Genomic DNA, 19,256 nt, shown 5'->3' on the forward strand with positions numbered 1-19,256 from the left:
CCCTCTCGTTTTTTTATTTTACAACCGCAATAGGTTGGTTCAAAATTTTATTTACCGGACATTTATCGGCAATTGTATATAAGCGCGTTTTCATTTCTTCAGTTAACTCCGGGCCAACAAACTCTATTTTTTTTATAAACTTGGCTGTGCCTGGCGTAGTTTCTTCATCTAAAGTAATATCAACTAAAACATCTTGCAAAGGCCATTCTTTACGATTGGCATACATTCTAACAGTAATTGCGGTGCACGATGCCAAGGCACCAACTAATAATTCTTTCGGATTTGGTCCTAAATTAGTTCCGCCTTTTTCTGCAGGTTCATCTGCAATAAAGCTTATATTTTCGGTAATTAAATCTGTTTTATATGTATTATTTTTAATACTTGCTTTAACTTGTGCCATACTTATTTGGTTTTAAATTTAGGTTCAGGAATAGGAATCCATTCGGTTTCATTAGGAACCTTCGGAAAATTTTCGTTTTGTGCCATCCAATCTTGTTTGGCTTTTTCAATTCGCTCTTTAGATGTTGAAACAAAGTTCCAGAATATAAAACGTTCTTCCGGAAACGCATCTCCTCCAAAAACATAAACCGTGGTTTGAGGAGCTAAATTAAACTGACACAAATGCGCATCTAAAGTGATTAAAATTTGTTTCGGACCAAAAGTTTGATTTTCTATTTGTACCTCACCTTCTAAAATATACAATCCGCTTTCTCCGAATAGCTGATTTTTAAAATCAATTGTTTTAGTTTCGTTGGTTGTATTTTTTACTTCAATCATATACAGCGGCGAATAAGTTGGCACGGGTGATGCATAACCTAAAACTTCACCAGCTATAAGTTTATAATGCACGGCATCTTCTGTCCAAATTGGTAAAGCTTGCGCATCAATATGTTTAAACTTCGGTTCGGTTTCTTCTAAATCTTTAGGTAAAGCAATCCAAATTTGTAATCCGTGTAAAAACTTATCAGTTGTACGTAAATATTCGGGCGTACGTTCAGAATGTACCACGCCTTTACCTGCAGTCATTAAATTTACTGCACCGGGCTGAATTTCTATTTCATTGCCAATGCTATCGCGATGCATAATAGCACCGTCAAACAAATAGGTTAAGGTACTTAATCCGATGTGCGGATGCGGTGCTACATCTAGGTTTTGGTAATCTTTTAAAAACGCTGGCCCCATATGGTCAATAAACACAAACGGACCAATGTTGCGTTTTTGTCTAAAAGGCAACAAACGGCCAACTAAAAAATTACCGATATCGGCAGCAGTTTCTTCTTTAATAAAATCAATATTTGACATAAATTAATTGGCTTTACATTTATACTAATTTACGGATTAATTACTTTAAAACCGTCATTTTCTATTCTAATTCTGCCAACTTTTGTTCGATAGCCATGATAAAATAAACAAATCCAATTTTGAGCTATGGCTTGTTCTACAACAATTTTACGGAAAGCATTCGCTTCTTTCGGAAACTTATCGCTTTTAACCAGTAAACTACTTCCAATTTGTTGCGGCATGGTTAAAATATCGCCACCAAAATAAATATATTCGTTATTTTCATTAAATAAAAATGCGGTATGATAAGGCGTATGTCCGCCGGTTAATTGATACGAAATTACATCGTTAATCACGCCATCACCTTCAATAAAAACAACATTACCCGATTGCAATAAAAAAGCAAAGGCAGGATAATTGTAGTTTTCACTTGCTAGCTCGTGCACCCAATCCCATTCGGGTTTAGAAATATAATGTGTGGCATTCGGAAAAGTTAATTGCCATTGGTTATTTACTTGTTGAACCAGTCCGCCAACATGATCTTTATGCAAATGCGACATTAAAACTTTTGTAATTTGTTCGGGCTGTACCCCAACTTCGCGCAAGTTTTGCACTAAAATCAATTCGTTATTTGTTGTTTTAGCGCCAACGCCAGCATCTAATAAAACCAAATCTTGAGAAGTACGAACCAAAAAAGGTTGAATATCTAAAAAAACAGAACCCGTAAAGTCAGTTTTCTTTTTAGTTTTAGCATCAAAAAGAGTAAAGTTTTTGTTTTTATCAATCGCAAAGGTTCCTTCTTTTAAAACAAAAAATTCCATAAAATATCTTACTATAATTTAATCTTAAAGGTACTACATAAAATTTATTGCCCGTTGTAATAAGGTTTTTTTTAACCTGATATTTCAAAAAATGATGTAATTTTGTAAAAAATTTTGGCATGCTTAAAATAGGAAACATAGAATTACCTGACCATCCGTTATTACTTGCTCCCATGGAAGATGTGAGTGATCCGCCTTTTAGAAGGTTATGTAAACAACATGGTGCAGATTTAATGTATTCTGAATTTATTTCGTCTGAAGGGCTTATTCGCGATGCGATTAAGAGCCGAATGAAGTTGGATATTTTTGATTACGAACGTCCGGTTGGTATTCAGATATTTGGAGGTGATGAAGAAGCCATGGCTTTATCTGCTAAAATTGTTGAAACCGTAAAACCAGATATTGTTGATATTAATTACGGATGCCCCGTAAAAAAAGTTGTTTGTAAAGGTGCCGGAGGCGGGCGTTTTAAAAGATATTGACTTAATGGTACGTTTAACCGAGGCAGTTGTAAAATCTACAAGCTTACCTGTAACGGTTAAAACCCGTTTAGGTTGGGATGATGATAGCATTAATATTGATGAAGTTGCCGAGCGTTTGCAAGATGTAGGTATTCAAGCTTTAACCATTCATGCTCGTACACGTGCCCAAATGTACAAAGGCCATTCTGATTGGTCTCACATTGCTCGTGTAAAAAACAACGCGCATTAAAATTCCGATTTTTGGAAACGGAGATATTGATTCGCCACAAAAAGCATTAGAATACAAAAATAAATATGGTTTAGACGGCATGATGATTGGCCGTGCTGCTATTGGTTATCCTTGGATTTTTAATGAAATTAAACATTACTTTGAAACGGGTGAAATTTTAGCTCCGCCTACCATGACTGACAGATTAGAAGCTGCCAAAAACCATTTAATTTGGTCGACCGAATGGAAAGGTGAACGTGTTGGAATTGTTGAAATGCGCCGCCATTATACCAATTATTTTAAAGGTATTCATGGATTTAAACCACATCGTCAAAAACTAGTTACTACTGATAATTTAGAAGAACTTTTAGCAACTTTTGATGAAATTGCAAAAATATACAACGGTTACGAAATAGAACAATTATAAAAAAAGAGAGCTTATTGCTCTCTTTTTTGTTTGTCGTTATTTATATTAGAAACGTCTGAAACAATATGCATTTCGCGTTGCGGATACGGATTTGTAAATCCAGCTTTATCTAAAGCAACTTTAATATCTTCTTGCAGTTGGTAACGTGCAGCCCAATAATCAGCTTTCATTGCCCAACCACGAACTGTTAAATTAACAGCGCTATCTCCTAAATTATTTACAAAAATTTCTATTTCTGGTGTTTTTAAAACCCTTGAGTCGCCTTTTAAAACTTGAGCAATAATATCTTTAGCAGTTTTAATATTATCCTCGTAAGCAATTCGAACTGAATATTCAAAACGGCGGTTAGTAATTTTAGAATAATTGTGAATTACTGAATTAGCTAACGGTCCGTTAGGACTAAACACAGTAATTCCGGAAGAGTTTACTAAGGTTGTATAAAGTAAATCAATCTTTAAAACAGTTCCTTCGGTGCTTGAATTATTTTCAATATAATCTCCCACTTCATACGGTCTAAAAATTAATATTAATACACCGCCAGCAAAATTAGATAAGGAACCTTGTAAAGATGCTCCAACTCCTAAACCAATTGCTGTAAAAATGGCAATAAATGAGGTTGTTTGAATACCAATATTAGAAACTACGGTTAGAATTAAAAGCGTGTATAAAATAAATTTTACTACCGAGCGTAAAAATCCGCGAAGCGATAAATCTAAATTTTTCTTTGCAAAGTATTTATCAAGTAAATTTAATAACGTGCGTATTAAAAATAAACCGATAGATAAAATAACTACGCCTAAAATTAGGTTTGGAATAGCACCTAAAATTTTAGAAAAAATGGTATTTAAAACAACGTTTAGCCTATCTACCGTATCTGAAACGGTGTGTGTAACCGCATCAGAGGTATTTGAAAGAATTGGATTCATTAAAATGTATTTTTATTCTGAGATTAAATGTTTATTTACGCGGCTGCTTGCAATTAGTGATGAAACAAAACCTAAACATAAAACGGTAAAAACAACTAATAGTACATTTACAGCCTCAAATTTTGTTGGGTAAGGAATGGTAGCATTTATCATTACCATGTGCGTTTGTTGCTGAACAAAAACCAAAGTAAACCCTAAAACTAATCCGATAATACAACCTGCAACAGTAATTAACATACCCTGAAATAAAAATATTTTGCGCAAGCTTTTTATTTCTACCCCTAAGTTGTACAACGTTTTTAAATTCAGTTTCTTTTCAAAAATCATCATAATAAGCGCTCCAACTAAGTTAAAAAGAGCAACAATAATAACCAAAGTAAATATTAAATAAACGGCTAAATTTTCGGTATTTAACATTTTATAAAGCCCTTCGTTAAGTTGCGCTCTGTTTTTAACCAAAATTGAGTTGTTAAAAACCTGATTTAAAAATTGAGTTGCTTTTGACTCAGATGTACCAGCTGCTAACTTAAATTCGATAGCACTTACTTGATTGGCCTCAAAGTTTAAAATACTACGTGCAACAGCAATATCTGTAAAAATATACTTCTGATCTAGATCTTCGCTTAAGGCATAAATACCAACCGGGAATAAAGTTTCTTGAAAAAACGCATCACGGCTTTCAATATTTCCTTTTCCGGGTTTGGGTGCAAAAACTTCTAAATCATTTTGATAATCGTACAAGCCCATAGCCATTTTATCGGCAATACCATAACCAGCAACCGCTTGGTAGGTATTTGGTTCTATCCACTGCCCAGAGTAAAGCTTATTCTGAATATCGGTTACTTGTACAAAATTGCTATCAACGCCCTTTATATAAGCAACTTGTTGTTTGTTGTTAAAGGAAAACAAAACACGTTCTTCTACAACTTCGCTAAAAACTGTAAAAAATCCTGAATTTTGTAATACAGATTTCTGCTCGGGGGTTAACGCAATATTTTTCCCGGTTTTAGGAAAAATTTTCATTTCAGGATCAATCTGGTTGGTAAACGACAAAGACAATTCACGTAAACCACTAAAACCAGATAATACCACAAACAAAGCCATTGTACTAATAATAATACTTAAAGATGCAATGGCCGTAATAATATTTATTGCGGTAGATTTGCTTAAGCTTATGCCGTAACGTTTGGCGATGTAAAAAGGAAAATTCAACTTATGATTTTTTGCGGCGTGTTAACAAACTTCTATCTTCAATCGGGTTTTCTTCCGCTTTTAAAGCATTATCAATTTTCTCAATATATTCTAAGCTATCATCAATATAAAAAATCAAGTTTGGTACACGGCGTAATTGTAATTTTACGCGTTGCGCCAACTCATGCTTAATTAAAGGTGCATTTGTTTTTATAGCAGCTAAAAGTTCTGCACCTTTATCTGCCGGAAAAATGCTTAAGTAAACCTTAGCTATTGATAAATCTGTGGTTACGCTAACCTTAGATACTGATATAATTAAATTAGCAATATTATTTTTACGTACCTCGCCTTGCAAAATATCAACCAAATCTTTTTGCAAAACCGTTCCTATTTTTTTCTGTCTATTTGTTTCCATGCTACAAAAATACAATTTTTTAAGTTGCATTATTTGTTTAATTTTAGAATCGTTAATTTTAGTAAAGAATTAGTATATGAAAAAAATTGAACATATTGGTATTGCAGTAAAAAGCTTAGAAACTTCAAATTTACTTTTCGAAAAATTGTTTGGAGCACCTGCATATAAAGAAGAAGAAGTTGCCAGCGAAGGCGTTAAAACTTCTTTTTTTATGAATGGACCTAACAAGATTGAACTATTAGAAGCAACAAATCCAGATTCTGCAATTGCTAAATTTATAGAAAAAAAGGGCGAAGGCATTCATCACATTGCTTTTGATGTTGAAAATATTGTGGATGAAATTGCTCGTTTAAAAAACGAAGGTTTTGTTATTTTAAACGAAACACCTAAGCAAGGCGCTGATAACAAATTAGTTGCTTTTTTACACCCTAAAAGCACAAATGGCGTATTGATAGAATTGTGCCAAGAGATAAAAAAATAATTACAAAAATTAAAAAGAACGCTTGCACTGTTGTGTTTTTTGTAGTAATATTGCAACGCTAACAACTTATAGCAGCGGTCTAATAGCTCAGTTGGTTAGAGCACCTGACTCATAATCAGGTGGTCCCTGGTTCGAGCCCAGGTTAGACCACAAAAAAGCCTTAAATCAAAATTGATTTAAGGCTTTTTTTATATAAGTAACTCCCAGAAAACTGTGATCACTTTTAATCGTTTAATTGTTCTTCTAACAGATATTCTTTATCTAAACCTTTCTCTTGAACCTCAGCAGGTACTCGAATAGATCCTGACAAATCACATACTTTAAATATAATCCAACAAACTACAACAGAATAAACAATTACAATTGCTACTCCTAAAAGTTGAATTAAAAACTGATCCATTCCTCCGCTTACGCCATTAACATGGCTTGCAGCAAATACACCAACTAAAATACTTCCGGTTACACCACCCATACCATGAACCCCCCAAACGCCAAGCGCATCATCCCATTTCATTTTTTTAGAGAATTCTAAACATAAATAACAAATAACTGCGGCAATAATTCCGATAAAAACAGCAGTTTGCGGCGTTACGTATCCAGAAGCCGGCGTAATTGTAGCTAAACCTGCAACTGCACCAGTAGCCAACTCAACCATTGAGAATTTTTTAGTTTTACTGTAGCTAATTAAAACCCAAACTACTGTTGCAAAACCTGCAGCAATACCGGTATTTGTAAAGGCAATAGCAGCGGTTTCTCCACTTGCTAAAGCACCTCCGGAATTAAAACCAAACCAGCCGAACATTAATAATGCAGTACCGATTAGTACTAAATTAATATTTCCGTAATCGCGTTTTGGCATAACATAACGTTTACCAAAGAAAAGTACTCCAACTAAAGCACTGAAACCAGCAGTAGCATGAATTACGGTTCCTCCAGCATAATCAACAAATCCTAATTTACTTAAAAATCCGCCACCCCAAATCCAGTGAGCAACCGGGAAGTAAATTAAAATCATCCATAAAACCAAAACCTTTACCCAACCAAAAATTGTAATTCGGCCTGCAATGGCTCCGGTCATTAATGGCGCTGTAATAATAGCAAACATTAATTGATACATAAAAAACATTAAAAACGGAATTGAAGATCCGTATTTAGGATTTACGGTAAAATCTACACCATTAAGCATAAAATATTCAGTTGGCGAACCAACAAATCCGCCGATATCATTTCCAAAAACCATTGAAAAACCGCCCAAAGTCCATAAAACGGTAACCACGCCAATCGAAATAAACGTGTACATCATCATGGTTAATGTGTTTTTTTTAGGCACTAATCCTCCATAAAAAAAAGCAAGTCCGGGAATCATTAAAAAAACCAGCACGGTTGTTATTACCATAAAGGCAACGTTACCGTTGTTAATTACATCTGCATTCATAAAAGTTGATTAATTAAGTTAATTTTTGTAGTTAAGATTTTATCTTTTTTCTTGATAAAAAGTATTAAAATACTTACAACTAGTAAATACATTTTTTAGTATTTAAAAGGCTTTATTTAACTAAAAATTGAATTGAATTAAGGTTTGCACACGGTTTGCTGAAGCACTTGCTCCATCTATATTAACACGATCACCCCATAAATACTCAACTCCAACTTTAAAATCGGTTGTTAGATTATAAAAAACATTTCCTACAATATATTGCCCATATCTGTAATTAGAATCTGGAACCGTTAGTTGATCAGGAAAAACTTCAGCTTGGCTATATCCGGCTGTTGCATAAACATCTTTAGATAAGTTAAACTGTATTTGTGCAAACCAACCTAAAGCTTCTTGCGCTTGCATTTTTCCGGGTTTAGAAGGATTTTGAATTAAAGACAAACCCCTGCCTGATAAATCATTAATATATTGTGCAATACCTTTACCATAGGTAATTTGACCATAAAATTCCATAAATGAGGTTAACTCGACATTGGTACTAAGCTGCATCCCAAAGCTCGTTTCGGTTTCTGTGGTATTATTTATAACATCACGGTAATTCATGTTGCGCATTACACCGGCTGCACGTACATGGCTAGCTTTTTTTTCGCCCCAATTGTATTGTACATAAACGGGAATATCAGGAATACGTTGCGTAGTTTCAACCGTTTGCGTCGGAGCATATGTTCCGGTAGTATTTGGCATTTCGGCAGCAACTGCATACGAAAATCCTTTACCAAAATCACCTGTATATCTAATTTGTGTGGTGCGCATTTCGGCTGCACCATTTGGCCCCTGAAAATCTATTGTTGGAGGAACAGCAGCTAAATCGTTAAATGTACTCCAAGTACGTCCAACCGTAAAGCCAAGCAAGGTAACGTAGGCATCGGTTAACACAAATGCACCGCCTGCACCAGAAAATCTACCAGCAACATAAGCCTGAAATTGCCCAACTTTATCGTTATTACCTAAAAGTTTAAAAAACAAAGTTGATTTAGATGCATCCATATTAAATCTGTTTTTTGTTAACAGATCTGTAGGAACTGGAATGGTTGCCGGAACGAATCCGAAATCGCTTGTAGGGCTTCCTCCAAAATCATATGCTGTTCTAACACGCACAAAACCACCGACTCCAAAAGCTATTTCACGTTTTTGATCGTATAACAAAAAACGAGGCGCTTTTGGATCGCGATAATGTTGCCCTGTAGTTTCGTTAAAATCTTCAACAATTTTAAGCCCTGGCTTACGGGTACTAATTATTTTTAAAGAAACTTCATCTGGATCTGTTTCTTCTTGTGCATAAGCATCAAATTGGAAAAGAAGCAACAACGATGCTCCTAATAAGTAGATTTTCTTCATAATAAATGAATCTTTTAGTTAGGTTATTTGGAGAAATAATAATTTACATATTACTTATTTCAGTTTTAAAAACAAGTAATTTATATAACGTTTTTTAAATGCAATATTGTATGATTATTATGGCTTAAAAGACATAAAAAAAACCTTGAATATTAAAATTCAAGGTTTTTTTATTATTTTTTTTCAGCTTCTTTTTTAGCTTTTTCAATATTTTCTTGAAGCTTTTGATTTTCTTTCTGAATATCTTCAATAGTTTCTTCTATTGATTCACCAGCTTTCTCAAAATCTTGTTTTAAAGAATCTTTTGCTTTTTCAACAAAATCATGCAATGCATCTGCCTCTTCTTCTAATCCTTCTGGAGTTTGAATTACTTCACCTTCAACTAAATCATCTTGTTTTGGTTCTGACTTACAAGAAACTAAAAAAGATACGCTTAACGCCATTAAGGCAATTCCAATTTTTTTCATACTCATTTTTTTTATAAAGTTATTAAACATTACTTTTTAATGTGCTAAAAATACTATTTAAAAAAATTATATTTACATTTTAATTCAATATACACAACTGCATTTTATTGCGCAAACAACACAACAATGAATTTTATTAAAAACAACCTATTGGTACAAATTATTCTTGCCATAATAGGTGGAATTGTTTTAGGGAAATATTTACCCGTTATTTTTAATCAAACAATTTCTGACAGCATTATTCGCGTTTTTGTAACTTTTAATACTTTTTTTAGCGAGTTCTTAAACTTTTTTATTCCTTTAATTATTATTGGATTAATTGTACCTGCTATTGGTAACATTGGGCAAGGTGCATCAAAATTAGTACTTTACACCGCAGCCATTGCTTATGCATCAACCTTATTTGCTGGGTTTACAACTTTTGGAGTTAGTATGGCGGTATTTCCGAACTTATTGGCCAACCAAACGGTTGTAAAAATTAGTGAAACTGCTACACAATTAACCCCTTATTTCAGTTTACAAATTCCGCCTTTATTAGATATTATGTCAGCTTTATTTGCAGCATTTATAATCGGAATTGGCGTTTCTAGAATACAAAATTCTTTACTACTTCGTGGATTCTTAGAGTTTGAACAAATTGTAAACAAAGTTATTCAGCGCATTATTATTCCGCTTTTACCTTTATTTATTTTTGGCATATTTATGAATATGGTACATTCTGGAGAAATCTTTATTATTCTAAACGTTTTCTCTAAAATAATTGTGGTAATCTTTATTATGCACGTTGCCTTATTATTGGTGCAGTATTTTATTGCAGGTGCAATAAGCAAACGCAATCCGCTAACAGCATTAAAAACCATGTTACCGGCTTATTTTACAGCATTAGGAACGCAATCATCAGCAGCAACAATTCCGGTAACTTTACGTCAGGCAAGTAAATTAGGTTTAAAAGAAGATATTATAAAACTTACCATTCCGCTATGTGCTACCATACATTTGGCCGGAAGTACTATGAAAATTGTAGCATGCTCAATTGCATTAATGCTAATTCAGGGTATAACGATTGATCCGCTTACTTTTTCAGGCTTCATCTTTATGTTAGGTATTGCAATGGTTGCTGCTCCTGGAGTTCCTGGAGGTGCTATAATGGCTGCTATTGGTATTATAGGATCTATGTTAGGATTTGATTCCAAAAGCCAAGCACTAATGATTTCGCTTTACATTGCTATGGACAGCTTTGGTACGGCTTGCAATGTAACCGGTGATGGTGCTATTGCCATGATTTTAGACAAAATATTTAAAAATAAAAGCATCCAATAAGGATGCTTTTTTATTTTAAGTAAGATAAAAATTCTTCTCGATCTATTTCTCGACAACCTAAAGATGCCAGATGGTCGTTATAAACTTGGCAATCTAATAACTTGTAATTTTGAGCTTCTAAATGTTTAGCTAAGCTAATAAACGCAAACTTACTGGCATTAGAAACGGTAGAAAACATGCTTTCTCCACAAAAAATCGTACCTAAATCTATACCGTATAAACCGCCAACCAACAAATCATTTTGCCAAACCTCAACAGATTTAGCCCAACCTGCTTTGTGTAATTCGCAGTAAGCTTCAACCATATCATCGGTTATCCAAGTGCCATTCTGATCAGTTCGTTTAACTTGTTGGCAATTTAAAATCACCTCTTTAAAACAGGTATTAAACGTAACAGTAAAAGCGTTTTTAGCAAACAAACTTCGCATGCTTTTAGAAACTTTAAGTTCCGGAAAAAACAAAACCATTCGTTCGTTGGGCGACCACCATGTAATAATTTCACCATCTTCAAACCACGGAAAAACACCATTTTTATAAGCAAGCTGTAATCTTGGCAAAGATAAATCACCGCCAAATGCAACAATTCCGGTAGGATGAACTTGGTTTAAGGAAGGAAATTGAATTTGATTCGTTAAAAACGGAATTTCCATCATTAAAAAATATTAGAACGGTAAATCATCTGAATCGTCTGCATCAAATGAATTGAAAGATGCTGGCTCAATATTAATTGCAGGTCCTTGATTGTTAAATGCAGGAGCTGCAAAGTTAGTATTGGGTTGGTTGTTGTATTGCGGCTCTTCAAAACCTGCTGGTTGATTTTTTTCAATTCTCCAACCTTGAATAGAATTGAAATATTTAGTTTCTCCTTGCGGATTCACCCATTCACGACCACGCAAGTTAATAGAAACGCGTACCGGTTCTCCAACCTGATAAGCATCTAATAACGGGCATTTATCTTGAGTAAATTCAACTAAAATATGTTGAGGATATTGTTCTTCTGTGGTTACAACCAATTCACGCTTAGAAAACGTAGCTGTAATTTGTTGTTGTTGGCCTATAAATTTAATTCTTCCTGAAATTTCCATTAGATATCAATTTTTAACGTTTTTACACGTTGCATTAATGTGTTTTATTTTGATTGGTAAAGATACAGCTTTTTTTGAAAACGATACAAACCACATAATTTCATTTCCTTACAAAATGACATAATTCAGCGCTGAAAAATTATGGAATTTAATATCGACTAATAAAAAACAAAGTCCTGAATTCAGGACTTTTATAATGCTGTAAAGGCAGCGTTTATTTTACTTGCAATCATTTCAAATTCTTCTGGCGTAACCTTAGTTTTGTTTAAAAACGTAATATCGTTTAACGTATTTAAAGGCACCAAATGCACGTGCACGTGTGGCACTTCTAAACCAACAACGGCCATACCTACGCGTTCGCACGGAATAACTTTTTCTATAGCTAGGGCTACGTTTCTAGAAAACTGCATCAATGCTAAATATTCTGTTTCCGATAAATCAAAAATTTTATCCACTTCGTTTTTAGGCACACATAAGGTATGCCCTTTAGCATTGGGATTAATATCTAAAAATGCAAAAAAAGAATCGGTTTCTGCAACCTTATAACAAGGAATTTCGCCCTGAATAATTTTAGTAAAAATGCTTGCCATATTATAACGTTATAATTAGTCGCGTGTAATTTCTAAGATTTCGAATTGCATCACTCCGTTTGGAACTTGAATATCTGCAATTTCGCCAACCGATTTACCTAATAAACCTTTACCAATGGGTGAGGTAACAGAAATTTTACCAGCTTTTAAATCAGCTTCAGATTCTGCAACCAAGGTATATTTTATCTCCATTTTATTCGCCACGTTTTTAATTTTAACCGTAGATAAAACTAAAGCTTTAGACGTGTCTAATTGCGATTCATCAATCAATCTTGCATTGGCAACAATCTCTTCAATTTTTGCAATTTTAAGTTCAAGCATGCCTTGCGCTTCTTTTGCTGCATCGTATTCAGCATTTTCAGAAAGATCGCCTTTATCGCGGGCGTCAGCAATTGCCTGAGAAGCTCTAGGACGCTCAATAGATTTAAGTTGATCTAATTCGTCTTTTAACTTTTTTAATCCTTCTGCCGTGTAATAAGATACTTTAGCCATAATGTAATAATTTATAAAAATAGAAAAAATCCCACCATTGGGATTTTTATATATTCAGTTAAAATGATAATTTATACTTTTTTTAATTAACTTGGTAAATATATTTAATTTAAATTTGTTCTACAATTAAAATATTTACAATGAAAAATTTACTTTTCTTAGTTGTTGCTTTAGTAACCCTAGCAAGTTGTTCTAAAGATGACAATATTAAGAATAAAAATCCATATTTACCAAATTATCCGATAAATATAAGCTTAAATTTAGATTTACCAGCAAATGTTGACCTGCAATATGTATCTAACTACAAGTACGTTAACACACCCGGAGCAGGAATAAAAGGCATTTTTGTTTTTAACAACGGTAACGGTTACATAGCTTTTGATGCAGCTTGCCCGAACATGTACCCAAACGAATGTGAACCCATGAAAGTTGAAGGCGTTAAAGCAGTTTGTGCTTGCGACGATAGCTCGTACAGCTTATTTACTGGCTTAGGTGATATGCAATACAGCATGAAACAATATCGTACCGAATTAGTTGGCTCGATGTTAAGAATTTACAATTAGTTTAATTACCTTTGATATAAATTTATTATCATGAAAAAATATATTTTTATAGTACTTGCAGCAATTGGCTTTACTGCTTGTAACAACAAAACTGAAAATACTGTAGCAGAAACAAATGCCGAGGTTGCAACTACTAACTTAGCAAAAGCAAAAGCAGAAATTGCTCCTGAAAATTTAGCTGAAACTGAATTTAAGATTGAAGGCATGACGTGCCAAATGGGTTGTGCAAACACCATTAAATCTAAATTAGAAGCAGTTACTGGCGTTGATAAAGCAGATGTTAGTTTTGATCAAGAAAACGCAATTGTTTATTACGACAAATCTGTAGTAACGGTTGACGATTTAAAAAACACCGTAAACAACATTGCAGACGGAAAACTTTACAAAGTTGCAGAATAAAAAAAATCAGGCATATGCCTGATTTTTTTTATTCTTTATTTTCTTCCTACAAAATCATCCATGGTATGATAAATACCAAAAACATTTCCCATAACAAAATCGTACCATGCAAGTGGCAAAAGTGCTTGCGCTAACCGAATAAGCCAATAAGGCAAAGGCAATACCGTTTTTTGATTTTGTTTTTCTAAATTTCTGATAATTTTTTCGGCAGTTTTTTCGGGATCTAAAATAGGAACCAATTTTGATTTTACGCCTTGAAACATGCCTGTGTTAATATAAAAAGGCATAACTGCATGAATTAACACCTTTTTGCGCATTTGTTTCATCTCAATTCGTAAACCTTCGCTCCAACCTAAAACGGCCCATTTGCTTGCCGAATAAACTGCTAATTTGGGCGTAGAAGTTAAACCTGCTAAAGAAGAAATGTTGCAAATTATACCGCTATTTTGCTCCAGCATTTGTGGTAAAAAACCTAAAGCCAATTGCATGGGCGCGTTGGCATTAATTTGCATGGTTTTTTCTATATCTGCAACCGAATGCTTTACAAATTCATGACCAATAACAATTCCGGCATTGTTAATTAAAACATCTACCATTTCGGTTTGTTCTAGCACTTGTTTTATGGCATTTTCTATTTGTTTGGCATCTGCTAAATTAACTACAACAGCATGAATAGGAATGCTAAAAAAGGCAAATTCCTTTTTTACTAACTGCATACCATCTTCATTAAAATCTAAAATAAAAATCTGTTTTGCTTTACGTTCTAAACATTTGCGCAACATAATTTTTCCGATTCCAGAAGCGGCACCCGTAATTACAACCGTTTTGTTAACAAAGCTAAATTGCATAATTTTTAGTTTAAAATTATTGCCATTGTAAAGATTCCATAATTACGCGCATATCATTTTTAATATAATTAACAGCAGGTAAAATAGAATCAAAATTTGGGGTTGCGTAAAAGTAAGCCGAACCGCGAATAAAATGTTTGGTGCTATCTGTAGCATAAAACTGCGTATTGGTTGCAGCATTACCGCCTACGTAATAAAACATGCCGTAAACATTATTTTCAGGATTAATAAATGGCTGTTCTACAATATCATCTGCTTTAATTACATGCTCGTAAGTTAGTTTTTGAGCTTCAGAAAGCAGTTTTTCAATATCGTTATTTACCGGCAAATAGGTCATATAAATTGTAGCTTTCATTTTAGGATATTCTATTTCAAAGCTGCAATTTTGTTTTTGTTGCACGGTTGCTATATGGTTAACATCAAACTCAAAACCACAATTTGCCTGATATAAGTTGTAGGTTGGATTTGGATAACTTAACCTTAACTGCGCTTTTGGCTTTGGTAAAGTTGCATCTTTACAGCCAATAAGGGTTAAACTTACAACGAATACAAAAAACAAATAGTTACTTATTGTGGTTTTCATGATGAACATGCTAGGATTAATTGGTAAATATACAATAGAATTGAAAACGAATACAACTAATTTAGTACGGTAAATCGTCGTTGTCAGAAATTTCTACGCTAGGTTTTACCGCTTTAAATTCGGCAGCTGCTTTCTGATCAATTTCTTTTTTTACGTTTAAAAAGGTAAATTCGGTTACCTGAATCTCAGTAGTAAATTTTTGTACACCATCTTCACCTTGCCATTGACGCGATTTTATACGTCCTTCAACATAAATTTTATCGCCTTTGCTTAAATATTTTTCGCACAATTCGGCCGCTTTATTACGCACAACAATATTGTGCCATTCGGTAGATGAAATGCGTTCGTTGGTTGTTTTATTAATATAAACTTCGTTGGTTGCCAACGGAAAACGCCCAATGCAATTACCGCCTTCAAAATAATGCATTTTAACATTTTCGCCTAAATGCCCAATTAAAATAACTTTATTAACTGTTCCGTTCATAATTTAAATTGTTACGTTCAAATATAATTTTTTTGTTAAATTTTATGGTAGTTTTTATCTAAGAAATTTGCGAGGACGATAGGAAAAGAAAAATCAGCAATTTCATGTTTTTTAACACCATTAACTTCTTGATTTACTTCTAACAACCAAAAACGAATGTGCAAATGCTGATGCGAAAGTTTATGTACTAAATAATCAGAATCAAATCCTAGTAAAGAAACAACATTATGAGTTGCAAAATGATTTAAAATGGTTTGATTTGCATCGTTAAAAGCTAAATTATCAGTACTTTCTAACAATTCAAATTGATGCAGTCCGGCCCAAATATCAGATTCATCACGTTTTACAATTTTATATTTCTGATTATTGCCTTTAATTAGTACATAATCAAAATAGCGTTTTTTAATTTTTATTTTAGCCGATTTATAAGGCAATTCGGCAACTTTATTTGTTGCATAAGCCAAACAACTACTAGCAAAACAACAGGCTGTACAATTGGGCGATTTAGGAACACATTGTAAGGCGCCAAAATCCATAATGGCTTGATTAAACAATGCTGGTTCACACGGATTACCTTCTAGCAACAGCTTATTAGCTAATTCTTGAAATATTTTTTTAGTTTTAAGCAAAGAAATATCGGCATCAATACCAAAAATACGAGAAAGCACTCTAAAAACATTACCGTCTACCACTGCAATTTTTTCATTATAAGCAAAAGATGCAATGGCAGCAGCGGTATAACTACCAACGCCTTTAAGCTTTAATAAATCATTATAATTATCTGGAAATTGGTTATTTAACTCAAAGCTAACATATTGTGCTGTGGCATGCAAATTTCTGGCACGCGAATAATATCCTAATCCTTGCCAAAGTTTTAGTACATCTTCTTGGCTGGCGTTTGCTAAATCACTAACTTTGTAAAATCGCTCAATAAATGCCTCATAATAAGGTAATCCTTGGGCTACACGGGTTTGTTGTAAAATAATTTCTGACAACCAAATGTGGTACGGATTGGTCGTTTTTCGCCAGGGTAAATCGCGCTTATTGGCTAAATACCACGTAATTAATGTATTGTAAAAGATCATGATTTTAATGTAGTTTGCAAAAATATAACTTTATATGATTAAATTTTAATTGATTAAGGTTGAAAATTTGTTTTTTTAATTCATATATTTGCAAACTCAAAAAACTCATCAAAATAAATACAAAGAAATAATGACAAAAGCAGACATCGTAGCGAAGATTTCGGAAAAGTTAGGTCTTGAAAAAGGCGACGTTCAAGCTACAGTAGAGTCTTTCATGGAAGAGGTAAAAACTTCACTTGAATCTGGAGAAAATGTATATCTAAGAGGTTTTGGTAGCTTTATTATCAAAACAAGAGCTGAAAAAACAGGGAGAAATATTTCAAAAAACACAACGATTAAAATTCCTGCTCACAACATACCAGCATTTAAACCAGCTAAAGTATTTGTTGATGGAGTAAAATCGAATACAGAAGTAAAAAATAACTAATTTATTAACACTTAAACACTACACATTATGCCAAGTGGTAAAAAAAGAAAAAGACATAAGGTAGCAACGCACAAACGTAAAAAAAGAGCGAGAGCTAACCGTCACAAAAAAGAAAAAGTAGTTTAAAACTACTTTTTCCTTTTTTTAAGTTCATTGAAATTGTAAGCCAAAAAGCTTACATCGGGCTAAAAACCTGTAAAATTTTGTTTAATCCATCTGTACTGCATACGTTTTAGTAAGAAATTACGTTAAAACATATTCGTATGGATAAATAAGTTATACTGTGAACAAAGAGTTAATTGTACGTTCTAGTTCAGAAGCAGTTGATTTTGCCTTATTAAAAGATGGAAAACTAATTGAACTTCATCACGAAGAAAAAGATGATGAAAGCCAAGGTCAAGGATTTAACGTGGGCGATATTTTTATTGCAAAAATTCGCAAACCCGTTCCTGGTTTAAATGCCGCTTTCGTTCATATTGGATTCGATAAAGATGCATTTTTGCATTATCATGATTTAGGTCCAAACCTAACATCAATGATGAAGTTTATTAAACTTGTAAGCACAGGTAAATTAAAGGACTACTCCTTAAAAAACTTTCCTTTTGAAACTGAAATTAATAAAGATGGTGTTATTACAGATGTTTTAAGTGCCAACCAATCTATTTTAGTTCAGATCGTGAAAGAACCAATTTCTACAAAAGGACCGCGTATATCATCTGAATTGTCGTTAGCGGGTAGATATGTAGTTTTAGTTCCATTTTCGGATCGCGTTTCGGTTTCTCAAAAAATCGAATCGAAAGAAGAAAAAGAAAGGTTAAAGAAACTGGTTCAGAGCATAAAACCCAAAGGTTTTGGCGTAATTATTAGAACCGTTGCTGAAAGACAAAAAGTAGCCGAGCTAGAAAAGGATTTGCAAAACTTGCTAGACAAATGGATAGCAATGTGCAAACGTCTACCTACTGCACATCACCCCTCAAAAATTTTGGGTGAATTAAATAAAGCTTCGTCTATTTTACGTGATATTTTCAATGATTCATTTACTGGAATTCACATAGATGATGAAGATTTATATTATCAAACTAAGGACTATTTGCAAGAAATAGCTCCTTCTAAAGTCTCAATCGTTAAGCAATATCATTCGAAAGAGCTGCCGTTGTTCGAAAAATACAATATTGAACGACAAATAAAAACCTCGTTTGGAAAAACGGTTTCTATGAGTAAAGGAGCTTACTTAATCATAGAACATACCGAAGCTTTACACGTTATTGATGTAAACAGCGGTAACCGATCTAACAAAGCAACCAATCAGGAAGAAACAGCTTTAGAAGTTAACTTAATTGCTGCCGCAGAAATTGCCAGACAATTGCGTTTACGAGATATGGGCGGAATTATTGTTGTTGATTTTATTGACATGCAAAACCCCGAAAATCGTAAAACGTTGTACGACTTCTTAAGAGAAGAAATGAGCGACGACAAAGCCAAACACAAAATCTTGCCTCCTAGCAAATTTGGATTAATCCAAATTACTAGACAAAGAGTTAGACCCGAAGTACATATAAAAACCAATGAAGAAAATCCGAATGAAAACGGAGAAATTGAAGCTCCAATATTGGTAATAGATAAAATCGCGGCTGACCTAGAAAGAATTATTAAAGAAAACAAATCGGTTGTTTTAAATACCCATCCGTTTGTTTCTGCTTACCTTACTCAGGGTTTTCCATCAATTCGAATGAAATGGTTTTTTGAACACAAAAAGTGGATAAAAATTATTCCAAGAGATGCTTACACGTACCTAGAGTATCATTTTTTTGACAAAGAAGGTAATCAATTAATGTAAAAAATTAAAACC

At 33.5% G+C, this 19,256-nt stretch carries 23 protein-coding genes, 1 tRNA gene and 1 pseudogene; 8 read left to right on the forward strand and 17 right to left on the reverse strand.

What is annotated here, in order from left to right; all coding sequences use genetic code 11:
• Window positions 1-13 precede the first annotated feature (13 nt).
• From K5I29_RS09980 to K5I29_RS09990, 3 genes are read right to left on the reverse strand one after another with little or no spacing between them, the layout of a single operon-like run.
• Entirely contained in the window at window positions 14-400 is a 387-nt protein-coding gene (locus tag K5I29_RS09980; protein ID WP_264432959.1) for an OsmC family protein, read from the reverse strand.
• A gap of 2 nt (window positions 401-402) precedes the next feature.
• A complete protein-coding gene (locus tag K5I29_RS09985; protein WP_264432960.1) occupies window positions 403-1,302 on the reverse strand; it encodes a pirin family protein in 900 nt (299 codons plus the stop codon).
• A 29-nt stretch (window positions 1,303-1,331) separates the two neighbouring features.
• Window positions 1,332-2,102, reverse strand: coding sequence for an MBL fold metallo-hydrolase (locus K5I29_RS09990; protein ID WP_264432963.1), 771 nt, complete (start codon window positions 2,100-2,102; stop codon window positions 1,332-1,334).
• 119 nt (window positions 2,103-2,221) lie between these two features.
• Between K5I29_RS09990 and dusB the strand changes: the two are divergent.
• A pseudogene (gene dusB, locus K5I29_RS09995) lies at window positions 2,222-3,219 on the forward strand (tRNA dihydrouridine synthase DusB).
• A gap of 11 nt (window positions 3,220-3,230) precedes the next feature.
• On the opposite strand, the gene K5I29_RS10000 reads toward dusB, so the two are convergent.
• The 3 genes from K5I29_RS10000 to rbfA are packed head-to-tail and all read right to left on the reverse strand — an operon-like array spanning window position 3,231 to window position 5,751.
• Complete coding sequence (locus K5I29_RS10000) at window positions 3,231-4,145, reverse strand: mechanosensitive ion channel family protein (RefSeq protein ID WP_264432964.1); 915 nt, start codon at window positions 4,143-4,145, stop codon at window positions 3,231-3,233.
• A 12-nt stretch (window positions 4,146-4,157) separates the two neighbouring features.
• Window positions 4,158-5,357, reverse strand: coding sequence for an ABC transporter permease (locus K5I29_RS10005; protein ID WP_264432966.1), 1,200 nt, complete (start codon window positions 5,355-5,357; stop codon window positions 4,158-4,160).
• A gap of 1 nt (window position 5,358) precedes the next feature.
• Window positions 5,359-5,751 carry a 30S ribosome-binding factor RbfA gene (gene rbfA / locus K5I29_RS10010; protein WP_264432968.1) on the reverse strand — a complete coding sequence of 131 codons (393 nt, stop codon included), beginning with the start codon at window positions 5,749-5,751 and terminating at the stop codon, window positions 5,359-5,361.
• A gap of 76 nt (window positions 5,752-5,827) precedes the next feature.
• Between rbfA and mce the strand changes: the two genes are divergently transcribed.
• Entirely contained in the window at window positions 5,828-6,232 is a 405-nt protein-coding gene (gene mce, locus K5I29_RS10015; protein ID WP_264432970.1) for a methylmalonyl-CoA epimerase, read from the forward strand.
• Window positions 6,233-6,308: 76 nt separating this feature from the next.
• Window positions 6,309-6,382 (forward strand) — tRNA-Ile (locus tag K5I29_RS10020).
• 73 nt (window positions 6,383-6,455) lie between these two features.
• Here K5I29_RS10020 and K5I29_RS10025 read toward each other — a convergent pair.
• The 3 genes from K5I29_RS10025 to K5I29_RS10035 all read right to left on the reverse strand — a co-directional run bounded on the left by K5I29_RS10025 (window position 6,456) and on the right by K5I29_RS10035 (window position 9,532).
• The gene (locus K5I29_RS10025; RefSeq protein ID WP_264432972.1) at window positions 6,456-7,667 is read right to left on the reverse strand and encodes an ammonium transporter; all 1,212 of its coding nucleotides are present in this window, start codon (window positions 7,665-7,667) and stop codon (window positions 6,456-6,458) included.
• 120 nt (window positions 7,668-7,787) lie between these two features.
• Window positions 7,788-9,065: a porin gene (locus K5I29_RS10030; RefSeq protein ID WP_264432973.1), complete on the reverse strand. Its 1,278-nt coding sequence runs from the start codon at window positions 9,063-9,065 to the stop codon at window positions 7,788-7,790.
• Window positions 9,066-9,238: 173 nt separating this feature from the next.
• Window positions 9,239-9,532, reverse strand: a complete 294-nt coding sequence (locus tag K5I29_RS10035) for a hypothetical protein (RefSeq protein WP_264432976.1) — start codon at window positions 9,530-9,532, stop codon at window positions 9,239-9,241.
• 126 nt (window positions 9,533-9,658) lie between these two features.
• On the opposite strand from K5I29_RS10035, the gene K5I29_RS10040 reads away from it, so the two are divergent.
• Window positions 9,659-10,852, forward strand: coding sequence for a dicarboxylate/amino acid:cation symporter (locus tag K5I29_RS10040; protein ID WP_264432978.1), 1,194 nt, complete (start codon window positions 9,659-9,661; stop codon window positions 10,850-10,852).
• 10 nt (window positions 10,853-10,862) lie between these two features.
• Here the strand turns inward: K5I29_RS10040 and aat are convergent, their stop codons facing one another.
• From aat to greA, 4 genes are all read right to left on the reverse strand, one after another.
• Window positions 10,863-11,501: a leucyl/phenylalanyl-tRNA--protein transferase gene (aat, locus tag K5I29_RS10045; protein WP_394358603.1), complete on the reverse strand. Its 639-nt coding sequence runs from the start codon at window positions 11,499-11,501 to the stop codon at window positions 10,863-10,865.
• A 12-nt stretch (window positions 11,502-11,513) separates the two neighbouring features.
• Window positions 11,514-11,936: a DUF3127 domain-containing protein gene (locus K5I29_RS10050; protein WP_264432980.1), complete on the reverse strand. Its 423-nt coding sequence runs from the start codon at window positions 11,934-11,936 to the stop codon at window positions 11,514-11,516.
• A 191-nt stretch (window positions 11,937-12,127) separates the two neighbouring features.
• Window positions 12,128-12,526 carry an HIT family protein gene (locus tag K5I29_RS10055; protein WP_264432983.1) on the reverse strand — a complete coding sequence of 133 codons (399 nt, stop codon included), beginning with the start codon at window positions 12,524-12,526 and terminating at the stop codon, window positions 12,128-12,130.
• A 15-nt stretch (window positions 12,527-12,541) separates the two neighbouring features.
• Entirely contained in the window at window positions 12,542-13,018 is a 477-nt protein-coding gene (greA, locus tag K5I29_RS10060; protein ID WP_264432986.1) for a transcription elongation factor GreA, read from the reverse strand.
• 140 nt (window positions 13,019-13,158) lie between these two features.
• Here greA and K5I29_RS10065 point away from each other — a divergent pair, with 140 nt between their 5' ends.
• Both K5I29_RS10065 and K5I29_RS10070 read left to right on the forward strand, forming a co-directional pair.
• Window positions 13,159-13,581 (forward strand): Rieske (2Fe-2S) protein, encoded by a 423-nt coding sequence (locus tag K5I29_RS10065; RefSeq protein ID WP_264432987.1) that lies wholly within the window; start codon window positions 13,159-13,161, stop codon window positions 13,579-13,581.
• A 30-nt stretch (window positions 13,582-13,611) separates the two neighbouring features.
• The gene (locus K5I29_RS10070; RefSeq protein WP_264432989.1) at window positions 13,612-13,980 is read left to right on the forward strand and encodes a heavy-metal-associated domain-containing protein; all 369 of its coding nucleotides are present in this window, start codon (window positions 13,612-13,614) and stop codon (window positions 13,978-13,980) included.
• Window positions 13,981-14,015: 35 nt separating this feature from the next.
• On the opposite strand, the gene K5I29_RS10075 is transcribed toward K5I29_RS10070, so the two are convergent.
• The 4 genes from K5I29_RS10075 to mutY all read right to left on the reverse strand — a co-directional run bounded on the left by K5I29_RS10075 (window position 14,016) and on the right by mutY (window position 16,980).
• Window positions 14,016-14,828 (reverse strand): SDR family NAD(P)-dependent oxidoreductase, encoded by an 813-nt coding sequence (locus K5I29_RS10075; protein ID WP_264432991.1) that lies wholly within the window; start codon window positions 14,826-14,828, stop codon window positions 14,016-14,018.
• Between the two features lie 16 nt (window positions 14,829-14,844).
• Window positions 14,845-15,411 (reverse strand): gliding motility lipoprotein GldD, encoded by a 567-nt coding sequence (gene gldD / locus K5I29_RS10080; protein WP_264432994.1) that lies wholly within the window; start codon window positions 15,409-15,411, stop codon window positions 14,845-14,847.
• Window positions 15,412-15,472: 61 nt separating this feature from the next.
• Window positions 15,473-15,895 (reverse strand): single-stranded DNA-binding protein, encoded by a 423-nt coding sequence (locus K5I29_RS10085; RefSeq protein WP_264432997.1) that lies wholly within the window; start codon window positions 15,893-15,895, stop codon window positions 15,473-15,475.
• Window positions 15,896-15,930: 35 nt separating this feature from the next.
• Window positions 15,931-16,980 (reverse strand): A/G-specific adenine glycosylase, encoded by a 1,050-nt coding sequence (mutY, locus tag K5I29_RS10090; protein ID WP_264432999.1) that lies wholly within the window; start codon window positions 16,978-16,980, stop codon window positions 15,931-15,933.
• Between the two features lie 88 nt (window positions 16,981-17,068).
• Between mutY and K5I29_RS10095 the strand changes: the two genes are divergently transcribed.
• Together K5I29_RS10095 and K5I29_RS10100 are read left to right on the forward strand one after the other, a co-directional pair.
• Entirely contained in the window at window positions 17,069-17,407 is a 339-nt protein-coding gene (locus K5I29_RS10095) for an HU family DNA-binding protein (protein ID WP_264433002.1), read from the forward strand.
• A gap of 283 nt (window positions 17,408-17,690) precedes the next feature.
• Window positions 17,691-19,244: a ribonuclease E/G gene (locus K5I29_RS10100; RefSeq protein ID WP_264433005.1), complete on the forward strand. Its 1,554-nt coding sequence runs from the start codon at window positions 17,691-17,693 to the stop codon at window positions 19,242-19,244.
• Window positions 19,245-19,256: the final 12 nt, after the last annotated feature.

Origin of the sequence: Flavobacterium agricola (genome assembly GCF_025919725.1) — a bacterium.
GTDB classification, from domain to species: domain Bacteria; phylum Bacteroidota; class Bacteroidia; order Flavobacteriales; family Flavobacteriaceae; genus Flavobacterium; species Flavobacterium agricola.